This window comes from Ruegeria lacuscaerulensis, from assembly GCF_013034685.1.
GTDB lineage: Bacteria > Pseudomonadota > Alphaproteobacteria > Rhodobacterales > Rhodobacteraceae > Ruegeria > Ruegeria lacuscaerulensis_B.
This window is the reverse complement of record NZ_WQGO01000002.1, coordinates 512195-528517: the sequence shown is the minus strand read 5'-3', so window position 1 is coordinate 528517 and position 16323 is coordinate 512195. Positions and strand designations below refer to the sequence as shown.

The following is a 16323-nucleotide window of genomic DNA, read 5'->3' as shown; positions in this document are numbered from 1 at the left end:
CATGGTGCTGGACATACAACACTGGCTTCCGTCAAACGCGTCGCACCATTTGACGGCCATGGCCGACGCCGCGTTAAGCGCCACGGCCGGCTTGCAGCAAGCCTTTGCAAACCGCGACGCGCTGCAGGTCGAACAAAAGACCAAGGGCGATTTCGTCTCACAGGCCGACCGCGAGGCCGAGGCACAGATCGCCCGGAAGTTGACCAGTGCCTACCCGGACTACGGCTGGCTGGGCGAGGAAACGGGCAGCCGCCTCGGTCAAGGAACCGACTTGCACTGGGTTGTTGATCCATTGGACGGCACGACGAACTTCGTGAAGGGCATTCCGCATTGGGCTATCTCAATCGCGCTGTGCGACAAAGACGAAATCGTCGCCGCCCTTGTGTGCGACCCAACAAAGAACGAGGTATTTTCTGCCGAACGTGGGACCGGGGCCTATCTGAACGGTGGACGCATTTGGGTCAGCGGCGAGAGCGACACACAAAACGCACTTTTTGCCACCGGGGTCCCTGCTGGCGCGCGGGTGACGTATCTGAAAGCTGCATTGGCGGATATCGAACGGCTGATGCCGAGCTGCGCAGGGATCAGACGCGGCGGCGCGGCGGCGCTTGATCTGGCTTATGTTGCCGCAGGCCGCGTTGAGGGCTATTGGGAGCGCAACCTTGGCGCTTGGGATATCGCCGCCGGGCTGCTACTGGTCCGCGAGGCCGGAGGATTGGTTCAACCCCTTTGGCCAAACACCGACATTCTGGCGACTGGGTCCCTGATTGCGAGCAATTCCGAACTCGCCACAGTGCTACGCAAGAACATCTTATGAAAACGCTCGGCAGATTGCGCCCGCGGAAGGTTGTCCTCTAAGGTGTTGTTTAAGAATTTCTGCCTAGCCATTTCGATTGGGATCGAGCAACCGAAGCCTTTGTCCTAGACGTGCCCGACGGATGGATGAAGATAGGCCACCTGTGGCATCGTAGCGGGGCTCATCCTTCTTCTAAAACCCGACTCTATCTTTACTGGTGAAACGGTTTCTATTCTGGATCACCTGAGCAGCACCGCTTCGGGCAACTATCTGACCAATGCGGACCTAGGATGCGAAAATGCGCAGCATGATTTTTTGCCTAAACAGTAAAATTAGATAGCTTTTTCTTATACTTATACTAAACGCCGACTGCAGACAACCAGCGTCCACACTGAGTCAAAACCGGTACGACAACACCGATAATTCGCTGCTTGAAGCACCGTCCAAAATACTTCTTGACGTTTTGTTGAAGCCTGTGGTTTTGTATATGAAACCGTTTTGCGGTGAATCGTTAAGATCGGCGAAGGGAGGCGCTGTGATGGCGAAGCAAGAGTCGGCGCTTCGGGCGCAACAAGGAACCGAAAGTCAGATTACCGTGTCCCTCAGCGGGATTGGTATGTCGTTTTCCGGTGTATCCGTTCTCCGAGACGTCGATCTGGTTTTTGACGGCGGTGAAATCCACACTCTCATGGGTGAGAATGGTGCCGGGAAAAGCACGCTGGTCAAGATCATCAGCGGCGTACAGAAGCCGACATTCGGAACGTTCCAGATTGACGGGGAAACCGTCACGTTCGACTCGCCGCGCGATGCGGAACAGCACGGTATCGTCATCATGCATCAGGAGCTGAGCCTGATCCCCGAAATGACGGTGGCCGAAAATGTTTTGCTGGGGCATGAGCCGCGAAAATTCGGCACCTTCATCGACCGCAAGGCTCTGAGGCAGAAGGCACGGCAGGCCCTATCGCGGTTCGGATTCACACTGGATATCGACACCCCGGTCAAAGACCTGCGTGTCGGAGAACAACAACTGGTTGAGATCGCACGCGCACTGCTGATGAATGCGCGATTGCTGATCATGGATGAGCCGACCTCGGCCCTGTCGCAGGCTGAAGCCGATATTCTGATGGAAGTCGTGCGCGATCTGGCGCTGCAGGGCGTCGCGGTCGTCTATATCTCTCACCGGATGGATGAGGTGTTCGAAATCTCGGATCGGGTCACGGTTCTGCGCGATGGTGACTTGATCGGAACGCGTCTGGCATCCGAGACAACATCCGCCGAACTAATCCGAATGATGGTTGGCCGCACGGTTGAGATTAACCCCGTTGAACGCCAGAACCCGGCGCAAGACGAAGTGGTTCTGCAGGTCGCGAACCTGTTGGCCTGGACCGGTAACCGCAAAGTTTTGGAAGATGTGTCGTTCGACCTCAAACGCGGAGAAGTGCTGGGCATTGGTGGCCTGCTAGGAGCCGGTCGCACCGAGCTTCTGGAAACACTATTCGGCGCGCGCGGCGGGAACTATCACGGGCAGATCACGCTGGAAGGCAAACCGCTGCGCCCGGTTAAACCGCAAGACGGGGTTCGCAACGGGCTGGCGCTGATCACCGAGGACCGCAAGGGGAACGGGCTGTTGCTCGAACGGTCAATCTCATCGAATGTGGCGCTGCCGCTGATGCCTTTGCAATCGCGATTTGGGCGGTACTCGGACGTCGAGCAGCGCAAACAGGCGTTGAAGGCGATCGAAACACTGAAAGTGGCGGCCACAGGGCCGGATCACCCGGTCGGAAAGCTGAGTGGGGGCAACCAACAAAAGGTCGTTTTGGGCAAATGGTTGGCGACGCAACCGCGTGTACTGCTGCTGGATGAGCCTACCCGTGGCATCGACATTGGTGCCAAGGACGAGATTTACGATCTGGTTGGACGGCTGGCAGATCAAGGCATCTCGGTCTTGTTCGCAAGCTCGGAACTATCCGAGTTCATGGCTGTCTGCGACCGCATGATCGTGCTGTGTGAGGGCCAGATGGCCGGAGAGCTTTCGCGCGACGAAATGACCGTGGATTCGATCAAAGCACTTGCGATGCAATTCCGCTAAGCGCTTGATCCTTAATCGAGAAAAGACATGACTGTTATGGAACCCAATAGCCCAACCTTAGAACAAAACCGCACCTCGGGCGCGGTGTTCATGCGGCTGCTGAACAAGACGAAACTCTACTGGGGCCTGGTTGCTCTGATCCTGTTCGGGGCGTTGACCTCACCGGTTTCGTCCAAGGGCAACAACATCTTTCTGTCGCTGGGCAACCTGACAGACATCCTGCGTCAGGTCTCGGTCACGGGCATTGTGGCGGTGGGCATGACGATGGTGATTTTTATCGCTGGTATCGACCTGTCTGTCGGGTCCGTCATGGCGCTGGGTACCGTGATATGCGCGATGTTGCTGACGCAAGAAGGATGGACCGCGGCAAGCTATTTTGGCGTGCCTGCCACCGGGATCGTCCTGTTTGTAGCCATCGCCGCCCTGATTTATTTCGTGCAAAGCAACCTGAACCGCACCTCGGACACAGCGGCCACCACAAGCGCGCCGTCACGGATGCTAAGCCGTCTTGTTGCCGCTGCAATTGCCATCGGTGTGATGGTTTGGCTGGCCGGTCAGGTGATGCCCAAGTTTGGCGTCTTGGCTGTGCTGATTGTGGTGCCCTGCATTGGGGCCGTGATGGGGACAGTAAATGGCGCCTTGATCGTCTATGGCCGCCTGCAACCCTTTATCGTGACGCTTGCAATGATGGTGGGTGCGCTGGGTCTGGCGCGTGTGATTGCCGGGCAGGATACCGCTGTCTATCCGGTCTACACCGGCAGCAACGCGACCGAGAATTTCGAAGTGCTGCGTCAATTGCTGTGGGGTGTTCTACCCGTGCCGGGCCTGTTCTTCCTTGCCGTCCTGCTGATCTTTTTCCTGATCACCCGTTTCACCACCTTCGGCAGCTATCTGATGGCTATCGGCGGCAATGAAGAGGCCGCGCGTCTGGCTGGCATCAATGTGGGCCGCAACAAGATCATCACCTATGCGCTGGCGGGCGGTTTGTCCGCGCTGGCTGGGGTGTTGTATGTGGCGCAGTTCCGCCAGGGCAAACCGGATGCCGGTCTTGGCTTGGAGCTGGACGCGATTGCGGCCGTGGTCATCGGCGGCACCAGTCTGATGGGTGGACGCGGCGCAATCATGGGAACATTCGTTGGGGTCCTGATCTTTGGCTTCCTCAGCAACATCCTGCAATTGAACAACATCGACAGTAACACGCAGCTGGTGCTGAAGGGCATCATCATCGTGGTCGCCGTCCTGCTTCAGGAAGGGCGATTTGAAGAGATCTTTGTCATGGCGAAAGAGCGCCTGGGCAGAGGGAGGAGGCTCTGACCTCGAATCTTGGCGGACCAAGGTCAGAGCAATCAGAACGCGGGAACATTGGAGTAACCCGCATCATGACTAAGGAGTAGACTATGAAAAGAAGAACATTTGGCAAGAGCCTGATGGCTGCCACCGCGCTCGCAACTTCGTTTTCGGCCTCGATGGTACTGGCGGCTGACAACTATGTGATCGGTTTCTCGCAGGTGACAACGGTTGAACCCTGGCGTGTCCAGTTCAACAAAGACCTGCGCGCCGAGGCCGACCTACACGACAATGTCGAGCTGATCATCGCCGACGCAAACGACCGCACCGAAAAGCAGGTTGCCGACGTCGAAAACTTTATCCGTCAGGAAGTTGACGCGATCCTGATCTCGCCGAAAGAATCCGCCGGTCTGACCGGTGTGGTCGAACAAGCCACTGACGCGGGCATCCCCGTCTTTGTTCTGGACCGTAACGTCGACACCGACAAATTCGTTCAGTGGGTTGGCGGCGACAACGAACTGATCGGCCGCGAGGCGGGCAAGTTCGCGTTGGACCAGCTGGGTGGCGCGGGCGCTGCCAAAGGCACTATCGTAGAAATCTGGGGGGGTCTGGGCACGCAAGCCGCGCACGACCGCGCCAACGGTTTCCACGAAGCCTTTGAGGGCGAAGAAGGCGTTACCTTCCTGCTGGATCAACAGTCGGGCGACTGGAAGCAGGATCAGGCCTATGACATCATGTCGACCGCCCTCCGTAACTATGAAGACATCACAATGGTTTACGGCCACAACGACCCGATGGCCTATGGTGCATATCTGGCAGCCAAAGACGCAGGCCGTGCCGATGACATCATCTTCATTGGTGTTGACGCGCTTCCGGGCGAAGGCGTGACTTGGGTTGCCAATGGCGAGCTGTCGGCCACCTTCCTGTACCCGACCCCCGGTGCAGAAGGCCTGCGTCAGGCACTGAAGCATCTGAAAGGTGAAGACGTTCCAAAATCGGTTGTCATGGGCACCGAGGCGATCACTTCGGAAAATGCTGGTGACGTCCTGAAGAAGAACGGCCTGTAAGGACCGTTCAGGCCGGTTTCCTTTCTCCTCCCTGTCGGGATGGCCGGCCGGACAAGCAGGGGCTTGCGCCCCTGCTGTTTTTTTTGGGAAAGCTACAAGAAAAGGTTCCGCCCATGTCCGAGCAAAAAACGAAACTTCAAAAATACTCCGCCCCCGCACTGGAAAAGGGGTTGGATATTCTTGAGTTTCTTTCGCTTTCGGACGTTTCCCCTACCCTGTCGCAACTGGCGCAGGGAATCGGGCGGTCGAAAAACGAGATCTTTCGCATGATGATCGTGCTGGAAGAACGCGGATACATTGAGCGGCAAGAAGGCGATCTGTTCAAATTGACAGGTAAGTTGGCTTTGCTGGGCGGCGACCGCACGGATAACGGCAAACTGGCCGAACTGGCCGAGCCGTATATGAATCGGTTGGCCGAGGAAATTGAGCTGTCCAACCACCTTTGGGTACCTAATGGCAAAAAAGAGTTGATCGTCGTCAACAGCGTTTCATCTTCGCAGAACTATGGGGTCACGGTTCAGGTTGGATACACCACCCCCGTGTTTCCGACCTCGGTCGGCGCATGTTTTCTCTCAGATTTTGCGCGCGAACACGACCGGTTAACCTTTCTTCGCAGCATCGTGCCCGGCGAAAGCGAAGACGCACTTCAGGAGTTTTCCGATCAAGCAGCAATCTGTGCCGAGCAGAACTATATTTCGCTTAGCAGCCCTGAAAGCAACGCGATCAGCGAGATTTCAACGCCCATCCGTCACGGTGCGGATCAATCCGTTATCGCGTCGCTGACAATCCCACATTTCGCATCCGCCCTGATCGACAACCGGCGCGAATTTGTAATCGACGCGCTGAGGGCAACTGCAGCACAGCTACAGACTAGTATTGCGACACGGATGCCGCTTCCGCGGACACCCTGGCATCAACTAGCCTGAGCATTGGTCAAAAGCATTCAGACCCCCTATACCCATCTCCAAAAACTAATGATCAGATTGCATGGAACTAGTGCGACGATTGCCAATCGGCAAATACCCGCATTCTCCTTTCCAAAGGGACTTTCCTAGCAAAATTACAGGATCAAACGCGGTAACTCGAACTATCCCGAAATGTCCTCGCATGTCGGGTATTCGTCCTCGAATATCATTGAGAAAAGCCCGCTTCGAGAGGATTTTTCACACCAGCGTTGAGCACTAACGTCGCCATCTATTCGTGGTGGTGGCGCTGATAGAGTTTTCGGAGGAGATAAAAATGGGCGAAATCACGCAACAGAACATTTGGCCGGACATGCAGATCGAAATAGATCCCAACAGCTACAGCTCGGTTGTTGAGATGTTCGAACAGGCCTTCCTGACATATCCCGAAAAGACAGCATACGTCGGGCTCGGCGGAAGCCTTTCCTACGCCGAAGCGGATCGGCTGTCGCGTGATTTTGCGGCGGTTCTGCAAGCCAAACTGGGCGTCAAGAAGGGCGATCGCATTGCGCTGATGGCACCGAATATTCTGGCGTTCCCGATTGCTATGCTGGGTATCATTCGCGCCGGTGGCGTGCAGGTGAACGTCAATCCGATGTACACGCCGCATGAGTTGGAACATCAGTTGAACGACGCCGGTGCCGAGATCATCGTGGTCTTTGGCGGCTCGACTTCCACGCTGGCTGAAGTGGTGGACAACACACCAATCAAGACGGTGATCACGATTGATCTGGGCGACACCACAACAACCAAAATTCCAAGCCCGCCAGTTGATGAGCGGCTGTCAAACACGCTGCGCTTTGCCGAATTGCTGGATGACGGTGAAGAACTGGACTTTGATCCACCGGTGATCACCGGGGATGACTTGCTGTTTCTGCAATACACCGGTGGTACAACCGGACTGTCTAAAGCAGCCGTTTTGACCCATCGCAACCTTGTGGCCAACACCGAGCAGACCAAAGCCGCGTTGCCGGAAGCCATGCGGCACGGGCAAGAGGTCGTTGTAACCCCCCTGCCACTCTATCATATCTTTGCGTTGATGGTGAATATGATCACCTACAGTTCGATCGGGGCGACAAACTATCTGGTGGCTAACCCGCGTGATCCAGAACAGCTGATTTCGGCCTATCGCGACAGTGGTTTTACGGTATCGACTGCCGTAAACACACTGATTGCCGGGTTGGCAGCCCATCCAGGTCTGAAGGACATTGATTTCTCGAACTACCGCGCGATGATCGGCGGCGGCGCACCGGTTCAGGAAGCCGTTTCAAACCGCTGGAAAGAAGTAACCGGCCATCACGTGCTGGAAGGTTATGGCATGTCCGAAACCTCTCCGGTGCTGACGCTGAACCCGATGGGGCAGGAAGAGTTCTCGGCCGCCGTGGGGTATGCGCTGCCTTCGACTGATATCATTTTTCTGGACGAAGATGATCATCAGGTCGGCGTTGGTGAAGCGGGTGAGATTTGTGCCAAAGGTCCGCAGGTCATGCAGGGTTATTGGAACCGCCCGGAAGAAACTGCATCGAACTTTACCGAAGATGGCTACTTCCGAACCGGCGATATCGGTGTGCGGGACGAAAATGGCCTGATCAAAATTGTGGACCGAAAGAAAGACATGGTTCTGGTCTCGGGCTTCAATGTGTATCCGAATGAAATCGAAGCCCATGTGGCCATGTTGGACGATGTTGCCGAATGCGCCGCAATCGGAGTGCCGGACGAGAAAACAGGCGAGGCGATCCGTTTGTTCATCAGTCTCGCCAACGGCTCTGACCTTACGTCGGATCAGGTAATTGAACATTGCCGTCAAGGACTGGCCGGGTACAAAGTTCCTAAACAGATCCGGTTCCTTGACGAATTGCCCAAATCAACCGTGGGCAAAATCCTTAGAAAAGACTTGCGGGAGTTGTGAACGATGACTCAGACAAAGAATTTTCCCGACGCCTACACTGTTGAGAATATCGAGGATCATGTGGGCCGTGTTTTCGGCCCCAGTGATCCGGTAACTGTTGATCAAGAGCGCATTCAAGGATTCGCGGACGTAACCGGCGATCAGCAATGGATCCACGTGGATGCCGAGCGGGCAAAGACCCATAGCCCCTTTGGCGGCCCCATCGCTCATGGCTACCTGACCCTATCGATGCTGGCCGCAGCCCAGATGGACTTGGGCATCGTGCCGGAGGGCAGCAAAGGTGTGATGAACTATGGGTTGGACAAGGTGCGTTTTCTGTCACCGGTTCCCAGCGGCGCTGACGTCGAAATCTCGGCTGTTCTAACTGGTGTCGAGCGCAAAGACGGCAATCGTATCATGATCCACTCGACCGTCACGGCACAGGTGGTCGGAGCGGAAAAGCCGGCTTTGATCGCCGAAACTCTGGCGATGGCCTTTAGCTAAAACTCCGAAAACAGGAGAACAAAGATATGTCTGACAAAGACCCCAAAGACGAAGGTTTCGCCGGCTCGATCTCGAATTTCTATGGCGCACTGGCAAAGCATCCCATGGAGCTGATGCGCATGGGCATGAACACGAGCAACGAGCTTTTCAGCGTATTCAGTGGCCTGAGCACTGCAAAATCCGAAACTACGGACAAGCGCTTTGCCGACCCGGTCTGGGACAGCAATCCGGCGTATCGTGCTCTCAAGGAAAGCTACATTGCCTGGTGTCGCAATGCCATGAAGGGCATAGACGACCTGGATCTGGACCACCGTGACACAGAACGTCTTCGTTTGCTCACCAACACCTTTTTGGACACCTGGTCGCCGACCAATGTGCTGATGGGTAACCCCGCGGCGATGAAGAAAACTCTGGAAACTGGCGGCGAAAACGTGGTGGCCGGGTTTCGGAACTTCATCGATGATGTCGTCAATAACAACGGGATGCCATCCTCGGTTGACCGTTCGAAATTCACCGTCGGAGAAAATCTGGGCATCACAAAAGGGGATGTCATCCACCGCGACAGCCTGCGCGAGTTGATTCAATACGCGCCCCAAACCGAAAAGATCAAAGCTACGCCGATCCTGATCGTGCCACCTCAGATCAACAAGTTCTATGTCTGGGATTTGTCACCCGAGCGGAGCCTTGTCGAATTTCTGGTGCGCGAAGGCTTTACGGTTTTCATCGTATCGTGGCGCAACCCTGGCCCAGAAGACGCTGACTATGGGCTTGACGAATATGTCCGTTCTCTGGACGAAGCTTCAGAAATCGTGGCCAAAGTCAGTGGTTCGGACAAGATCCACGTCGCGGGCGCCTGCTCGGGTGGGATCACGATGTCGATGTTGCTGAGCTATTGGGCCGCGAAAGGCATAGACCGCGCCGCAAGCGCCACCTTCTTGGTCACCATTCTGGACACCGATGGCGCCGCAAACACCTCAATGGGTCTGTTCGCAAACCTGGAAATCCTCGCCCTGGCCAAGATGATTTCAAAGACTAAAGGGGTTATCGAGGGCAGTGATCTGGCCAAGGTATTTGCATGGCTGCGACCGAATGATCTGATTTGGTCCTATTGGATCAACAATTATCTAATGGGCCAGAACCCGCCTGCCTTTGACATCCTTTACTGGAATGACGACACGACCAATATGTCCGCTGCTTTGCATGGCGACTTCATGGCGCTTCTGGAAGCCAACGGGTTGAAGAACGGTGTAAGCCAAGTGTTGGGTGAAACCGCTGATCTGTCAAAAATCACCTGCGATTCATTCGTACTGGGTGGCACCACGGATCACATTACACCGTGGGAGGGCTGCTATCGCACCGTGAACATGCTGGGGGGAACCTCTGAGTTTGTTCTCAGCTCCAGCGGTCATATTCAAGCCATTGTAAACCCACCGACGAACCGCAAGGCCAAATTTCAACGCATGGCCAACCCGCCCAAGGACTCGGAAACCTTTGTTCAGCAAGGCACCGAAGTCGACGGTACATGGTGGCTGCATTGGGCCGAATGGTTGAGTAAACGATCCGGCAAAGAGATATCTGCTCCGGCATCAACCGGAAGCAAGGACTTTCCAGCCCTTTGTGCCGCGCCTGGAAATTATGTTCATCAAAAAGCAGGTAAGGCATGAGAACGAAGCTGATCGCTGAAGAGACAACGGTAAAGATAGCCACCGCCAGCGTGTGGGGAAGGCCCGTGCGGTATGCCGATTACCACCCGGAGAATGCCGAGCAGACTTTGCTGTTGTTCAACGGGATTGGCGCAAATATCGAAAGCGCCAATCGCTTCATCAGCAGCTTTGACAATGTCAGGGTGATCATATTCGACGTCCCCGGTGTTGGCGGCACGCCAACGCCAACCTTGCCCTATCGACTGTCTCATGTCGCCGACATCGCGGCCACCCTGCTCAATCAGCTTGAAATTGAGAACGTCCACGTCTTCGGTGTTTCATGGGGTGGCGGTGCAGCGCAGCAGTTTGCCTATATGTACGATCACCGTGTCTTGTCTCTGACCCTAGCGGCAACGGCCGCCGGGGCAATCATGATTCCGGGGTCGCCGAAAACCCTGTTGAAGATGATGACCCCCAAGCGTCACAGTGATGCATCCTTCATGATCGACAACGCAATGACGCTGTATGGCGGAACTGTTGCCGTTCAGGAAGAACTCATGCGTGAGTTCTCAGATGCTTTGGACCACGGCACACCAGTCGGTTACCTTTACCAGCTTTCCGCGATGGTAGGGTGGACCAGCTGGCACTACCTTCCCAAACTGAAAATGCCTGCTCTGGTCTTGATGGGTGAAGACGACCCAATCGTCCCTGTCGTCAATGGCCGCATTCTTGCCAACCGCCTGGCCCACGGCAAGCTTGAAGTTCTGCCATGCGGACATCTGTTTATGGTAACCATGCCTGAACAAACAGCACAGCGTGTCGAGCAGTTCATTAAGGACGGCCATTGAGGAAGCTGGGCATGGCACGGCAGGGCCTTGGTCTACGGGAAATGCGCCTTGCGGCAACAGGCATCCTTATTACCCTTGTTTTGATCTATCTCGCGACATTCACGGCAACGGATCCAGGGTGGCCAACAAAGCTGCTTAGGGCCGCCGCCGGTGCTGGAATCGTCGGCGCGCTGGCGGATTGGTTTGCCGTCGTTGCCCTGTTTCGGCACCCTTTGGGCGTACCTATCCCCCACACAGCCCTTCTTCCAAGAAATCAGCAGCGTGTCGCGGTCAATGTCGGGCGCTTCATCGAAGACAATTTCCTGCAATCCGATCTGATCGTGAGCAAATTGCGAAACAGTGAGATATCTAAAAAGATCGCAATTTGGTTTCTGGAAGGCGATCGTGCTGACTATCTTGTCAGGCGCCTCATATCTGGCCTGAACCAGGCCCTGAGGGCAGACCTGAATGACGACGTGCAGGCTGTTCTGAGCAAAATGATCCGCAGACTGATTCACGAAGCCTCTGCGGATCCTAAAATGGCGTCCGAAATATCAAAACTCCTCCAATATGGGTTGACCGGACCAACGCTGACACGCGTCGTCTTTTTTTTGAGAGAAACCGTCGAAGAAAACCATAGCGCCGTTCGCAGGCTTGTGCGGGACAACAGCCGCTGGTGGATCGCGTCCCGGCTGGATCGAAACGCGTCCGAACTTATTGTGAATGGGTTGATCTCGGTTCTGGACGAACTTGCGAAACCCGAAAGCGAGTTGCGTCTGGATTTTGAACAGGCTGCCTCGGACATCCTGCGCAATGTCTCGAAGACCGATCAGTTGCAAACAATCATTGATAGTGTCGTGCAAGACTACACCCAAAATGACGCGTTTGAAGGAAAGCTTCGCGATCTGATCTGCAACCTTAAAAACAAGTTTGCTGACTATCTGGACAGCCAGGAAGCCATGGACGCAATTCAGGCGTCGCTGCGCAAGACCGCACAAGATCTAACGCAGAATCCAGTTCTGCAAGCAAAAGCGGACGATACGATTGCACGTTTCGCAGACAGCTTGCTGCCCGAAGTTCGCCCGCTTGTTGGATCATTTGTAACCCAAACCATATCAGAATGGGATCCGGACCTGTTGGTCGAGCGTTTTGAAACCGAAACAGGCAAAGATCTTCAGTTCATCCGTATCAACGGGTCACTGCTTGGGTCTGCGATCGGCGGTGTTCTGTTTTCCGTCGAGCACCTTTTCAGCTAATAAAAAAACCCGATGTCTCTGGACACCGGGTTCTTTGTCTTTACTCGCGCAAGGCTTACTTTTTGTCAGCCTTTGCCACGGCTTCGTCAACAGCGTTGAACAAAGGCGCCAGAGCAGCTTTGCTTTGCTCTTCGGCGATGTTGCTCAGGTCTTTGATCTGACCGCTGACCGCTTCGATCTGCTTGATTACGAACGCCTGGTGCTGTTCGGCAACTTTTGCAACACTGGCGGCTTTCGCAATGTTGCGGCCATGTTCAACAGTGTTGTCCAGGTTGGCACGGGCGAAATTGATCAGAGCCCGGTCAAATGCAACGATGCCATCAAAGGTCTTACGGATGGTTTCGTTTGCTACCGAACCGTACTGGCTCAGGTTTTCGCCATAGCCTTTGAAGTTCTTTGTAACGTCTTGGTACGAATCCGCGATGGACTGAACCATTGCGGTAACGTTCTTTTCTTCGGTCGATGTGGGTGCCTTTGCGGCAGTTTTGGGCGTAGCCATTTTGGCCTCCTTTTCAGTCAGGTTTGCTTGACAGGATGAATATACCTCTTGCGGGTGCTGCATTGCAACAAAATTGCTGCACTGCGGCATTCGCGGTGAGACTACTTATTCATTTAAAAACAACATCTTAAGCCGCATCACTCTAAGCTTCGAAATTACGTCAGGTCACTTTCAGGTCATTAATCGCTGAACGGCCAAGCCCCTTGGGCAGCGATTGGCAATCCGTTCCGCAACGTCCGGATTGCCAGCCTACAACGGCCTTAAAACTCGGGTAAAAGGTGCCAACAAGGTTCGCGGCAAAGCGTTCAGGCCGCAAACTCGTCTTCGCCGATTTCCATCAACGAATCCGAACCGCTCTGAATACTGGCAGCCAACGACAGGGTGCGCGGTAGTAGCTTTTCAAAGCAGAATCTGGCGGTTGCGAGTTTACCTTTGTAAAATGAAAGCTCAGTCGAACCCGCGTCTAGCGCCTGCTGCGCGGCGACAGCACTTTTCGCCCAGAAGAAAGATAACGTGACGTATCCCGAATACATCAGATAGTCGACGGATGCCGCACCAACCTCATTCGGATCAGCCTGCGCGACAACAGCGATTTCCTGGGTCAGCTTCCGCCAATCGTCGCATTTCATGTGCAAGGTCTGAAGAAGACCGCCCAAGTTTTTTGTTCCGGCGTGCGTCCGACAAAAGCTCTGAATTTCATCAATAAAACTGCCTAGTGCAGCGCCACCATCCAACAGGATTTTTCGACCCAGAAGATCCAGAGCCTGGATTCCCGTGGTCCCCTCATAGAGTGTTGAAATCCGCGCATCCCGCAGGTTCTGCTCCATACCCCATTCTGAGATGTATCCATGCCCGCCAAAGATCTGAACGCCATAGGATGCGGCCTCGTAACCGGCCTCTGTTAGAAACGCCTTGGCGATTGGTGTCAAAAGAGACAGCATCGCGTCTGCGGCCCGACGCATTTCGGGGTCGGCGCTGGTTTCGACTGTATCCACAAGCTTCGCGCAGTGCAGAACCAGACAACGGCCACCTTCAGCAACCGCTCGTTGCGTCAGCAACATCCGTCTGACATCTGGATGAACAATGATTGGGTCAGCGGCCCGCTCGGGGTGATGCGCACCTTCGGCTGCGCGCATCTGCAACCGTTCGCGTGCATAGGCCAAAGAACCTTGGTACGCGCGTTCCGCATGGGCAACGCCTTGTTGTGCCACACCCAAACGGGCGACGTTCATGAAAGTGAACATACACGCCAATCCCCGGTTCTCGGGCCCAATCAGGAACCCGCGGGCCTGATCGAAATTCAACACACAAGTCGAGCTTCCGTGGATGCCGTGCTTTTCTTCCAGCGAACTGCACACCACTCCGTTTCTGTCCGTGACCGATCCTTCGTCATCAACGTTGAACTTGGGCACGATGAACAGCGAGATACCCTTTGTTCCTTTGGGCGCGCCTGGCAGACGGGCAAGAACAATATGCACAATGTTTTCGGCCAGATCATGGTCGCCACAGGAAATAAAGATCTTGCTTCCGGTGATGGCATAGCTTCCGTCCGCATTGGGCTCTGCACGCGTTCGAACCAGCCCAAGATCTGTACCACACTGAGGTTCCGTAAGGCACATTGTGCCAGTCCAATCGCCAGAGATGAGCGGCCCCAGAAATTTCTGCTTCTGCTCCATACTGCCGTGACGGTTGATGGTCTCCAGCGCGCCGTGGCTTAGGACTGGGTACATTGTCCACGCCCAGTTTGCAGTTGCCATGAACTCGCTGACAGCGGTTCCGAAAGAGGCAGGCAAACCCTGCCCGCCAAAATCGGGATCGCCTGAGATCGAGGACCATCCGTTTTCTGTAAACTTCGCGTAGGCCTCGGCAAATCCGGTCGGAGTTTTTACATTCCCGTTTTCCAGACGGCATCCCTCGGTGTCGCCGATGCGGTACAAAGGCGCCACTTCCTGTTCGGCAAATTTGCCCGCTTCTTCCATGATCGCAGTCATGAGGTCCACATCCGCCTCAAAATCGGTGTCCAAAGCATCGAGATGGGCGTCGTAATCCAGGACTTCCTCAACCACAAAGCGGGCATCTCGTAGCGGGGGCGAGTAAACGAGCATATCTTATCTCCTCTCCTCTCAGCATTTCGGCGCCGATTTACGGAACGGATGAAGGCTGAGTCACAAACTTGTTGGACTTTACCGGCCATCAGACTTGATTGTTTATGGCCCAGCAGGACATAATAAATGACATTTCAGGCCAATTCTGCTTGGAACTGACGATCTGGCGTGTTGGGGAGGAACGTTGGGCGCACGAATATACAATACGGCAAAGCTGCACGCTGCAATGAATGCTTTGGAGCAGCACAATATCGACAGCCAACATATTTTTCACGGCACGGGGTTAGGCGCGGACCAGCTTCAGGATGAAGATCTTCGCATTTCATCGTCTCAGGTCATTCGGGTATTCCAGAACATCTCTGAAAAGCGATGGCATCCTTACATTGCTTATGAAATCGGCAACAGCATGCACGTTTCATCGTATGGCCTTTACGGGTACGCGGTGCTTTGCAGCGTTACCTACCGCGACACTGTCGAGTTTGCTCAGAAGTACCATTATCTGGCGACGCCAACGGCCAGCCTAAACTTTCAGCACTCAAAAGATGTGACGGCATGGGAGTCTGAGCCTTCAGTCGACAGAAACGTTACCAAAGATTTCTATTCATTTCTCGTCTGCGTTCAGATGGGTATCTTCAATTCGCTGCATAAAGACGTGTTGGGATCGGGGTTCGAAACGCACCTGATTCAAGTGCGTTTTGGTGAAGACAGTCCTAATTTGTTGCCCGCGGATGCTGCACCGAAAATTGAGTATGCCAGCGACAATAATCGTTTTCACATCAGGCCCGAAACCATCGATCAAAGATTGGAACTGGGAAATCATCTGACGTTCAAGCAGGTACAGCAGATCTGCGAAACAGAACTGTCGGAACTCATGAGACAAGAAGGCATCGCTGGCAAAGTCAAAAAGACAATTGTTCAGAACGCCGCTTTCTCTGAAACGATGGAAACGATCTCGGATCAACTTGGTCTCACCAGTAGAACCTTGCGCAGACGTTTGAAACAAGAACAGACGACCTTCAGCGAAATTGTCGACTCCGCGCGTACAGAACTGGCGATGAAGTACCTAAGGCGAGCCGACCTGAGCACTGACGAGATTGCTTATGTTCTTGGTTTTTCCGAGACTGCAAGCTTTGTACGCGCCTTCAAGCGTTGGACCGGAACAACACCCAAGAGCTTCCGATTGCCTCAATAACCCTGTCGCAATCAATGTCCTAAGGTTCCGTAGAATTTCGACAAATTCACCTTTCTCGCATCCGGTCGAAAGAAAGAAGAGATTTCTGTGCCCAGACGCAATCACTGAGAGTGCTTCCGAAATCCAAATCCCAAGTCCGACCGAAGCAGATGGCTAGTGGTTCAGAGTTGTTTCGGCGATGCGGAGTGTATGGAGTCATTGCCCAAGC

At 54.5% G+C, this 16323-nt stretch carries 13 protein-coding genes; 11 read left to right on the top strand and 2 right to left on the bottom strand.

Annotated elements, in window-relative coordinates; all coding sequences use genetic code 11:
* Nucleotide 1 precedes the first annotated feature (1 nt).
* From GOV80_RS06825 to GOV80_RS06780, 10 genes are all read left to right on the top strand, one after another.
* Nucleotides 2-817, top strand: coding sequence for an inositol monophosphatase family protein (locus GOV80_RS06825; RefSeq protein ID WP_237215683.1), 816 nt, complete (start codon nucleotides 2-4; stop codon nucleotides 815-817).
* 517 nt (nucleotides 818-1334) lie between these two features.
* Nucleotides 1335-2885 (top strand): sugar ABC transporter ATP-binding protein, encoded by a 1551-nt coding sequence (locus tag GOV80_RS06820; protein WP_170783424.1) that lies wholly within the window; start codon nucleotides 1335-1337, stop codon nucleotides 2883-2885.
* 27 nt (nucleotides 2886-2912) lie between these two features.
* Nucleotides 2913-4199 (top strand): ABC transporter permease, encoded by a 1287-nt coding sequence (locus GOV80_RS06815; protein WP_214647972.1) that lies wholly within the window; start codon nucleotides 2913-2915, stop codon nucleotides 4197-4199.
* A gap of 83 nt (nucleotides 4200-4282) precedes the next feature.
* Complete coding sequence (locus GOV80_RS06810; RefSeq protein WP_170783422.1) at nucleotides 4283-5239, top strand: substrate-binding domain-containing protein; 957 nt, start codon at nucleotides 4283-4285, stop codon at nucleotides 5237-5239.
* A 113-nt stretch (nucleotides 5240-5352) separates the two neighbouring features.
* Nucleotides 5353-6165 (top strand): IclR family transcriptional regulator, encoded by an 813-nt coding sequence (locus tag GOV80_RS06805; protein WP_170783420.1) that lies wholly within the window; start codon nucleotides 5353-5355, stop codon nucleotides 6163-6165.
* Between the two features lie 313 nt (nucleotides 6166-6478).
* Nucleotides 6479-8110: an AMP-binding protein gene (locus GOV80_RS06800; RefSeq protein ID WP_170783418.1), complete on the top strand. Its 1632-nt coding sequence runs from the start codon at nucleotides 6479-6481 to the stop codon at nucleotides 8108-8110.
* A 3-nt stretch (nucleotides 8111-8113) separates the two neighbouring features.
* Nucleotides 8114-8593, top strand: coding sequence for a MaoC family dehydratase (locus tag GOV80_RS06795; protein ID WP_170783416.1), 480 nt, complete (start codon nucleotides 8114-8116; stop codon nucleotides 8591-8593).
* Nucleotides 8594-8619: 26 nt separating this feature from the next.
* Nucleotides 8620-10257: a PHA/PHB synthase family protein gene (locus GOV80_RS06790; protein ID WP_170783414.1), complete on the top strand. Its 1638-nt coding sequence runs from the start codon at nucleotides 8620-8622 to the stop codon at nucleotides 10255-10257.
* Nucleotides 10254-11084, top strand: coding sequence for an alpha/beta fold hydrolase (locus GOV80_RS06785; RefSeq protein WP_170783412.1), 831 nt, complete (start codon nucleotides 10254-10256; stop codon nucleotides 11082-11084). The genes GOV80_RS06790 and GOV80_RS06785 overlap by 4 nt, the downstream gene beginning before the upstream one ends.
* An 11-nt stretch (nucleotides 11085-11095) precedes the next feature.
* Entirely contained in the window at nucleotides 11096-12319 is a 1224-nt protein-coding gene (locus tag GOV80_RS06780; protein ID WP_214647971.1) for a DUF445 domain-containing protein, read from the top strand.
* Nucleotides 12320-12374: 55 nt separating this feature from the next.
* Here the strand turns inward: GOV80_RS06780 and GOV80_RS06775 are convergent, their stop codons facing one another.
* Nucleotides 12375-12818, bottom strand: coding sequence for a phasin family protein (locus tag GOV80_RS06775; protein WP_170783408.1), 444 nt, complete (start codon nucleotides 12816-12818; stop codon nucleotides 12375-12377).
* A gap of 305 nt (nucleotides 12819-13123) precedes the next feature.
* On the bottom strand, nucleotides 13124-14923 hold the full coding sequence (locus GOV80_RS06770; RefSeq protein WP_170783406.1) for an acyl-CoA dehydrogenase C-terminal domain-containing protein: 1800 nt from the start codon (nucleotides 14921-14923) through the stop codon (nucleotides 13124-13126).
* Nucleotides 14924-15107: 184 nt separating this feature from the next.
* Between GOV80_RS06770 and GOV80_RS06765 the strand changes: the two genes are divergently transcribed.
* Complete coding sequence (locus GOV80_RS06765) at nucleotides 15108-16115, top strand: AraC family transcriptional regulator (protein ID WP_170783405.1); 1008 nt, start codon at nucleotides 15108-15110, stop codon at nucleotides 16113-16115.
* The last annotated feature ends 208 nt before the right edge of the window (nucleotides 16116-16323 follow it).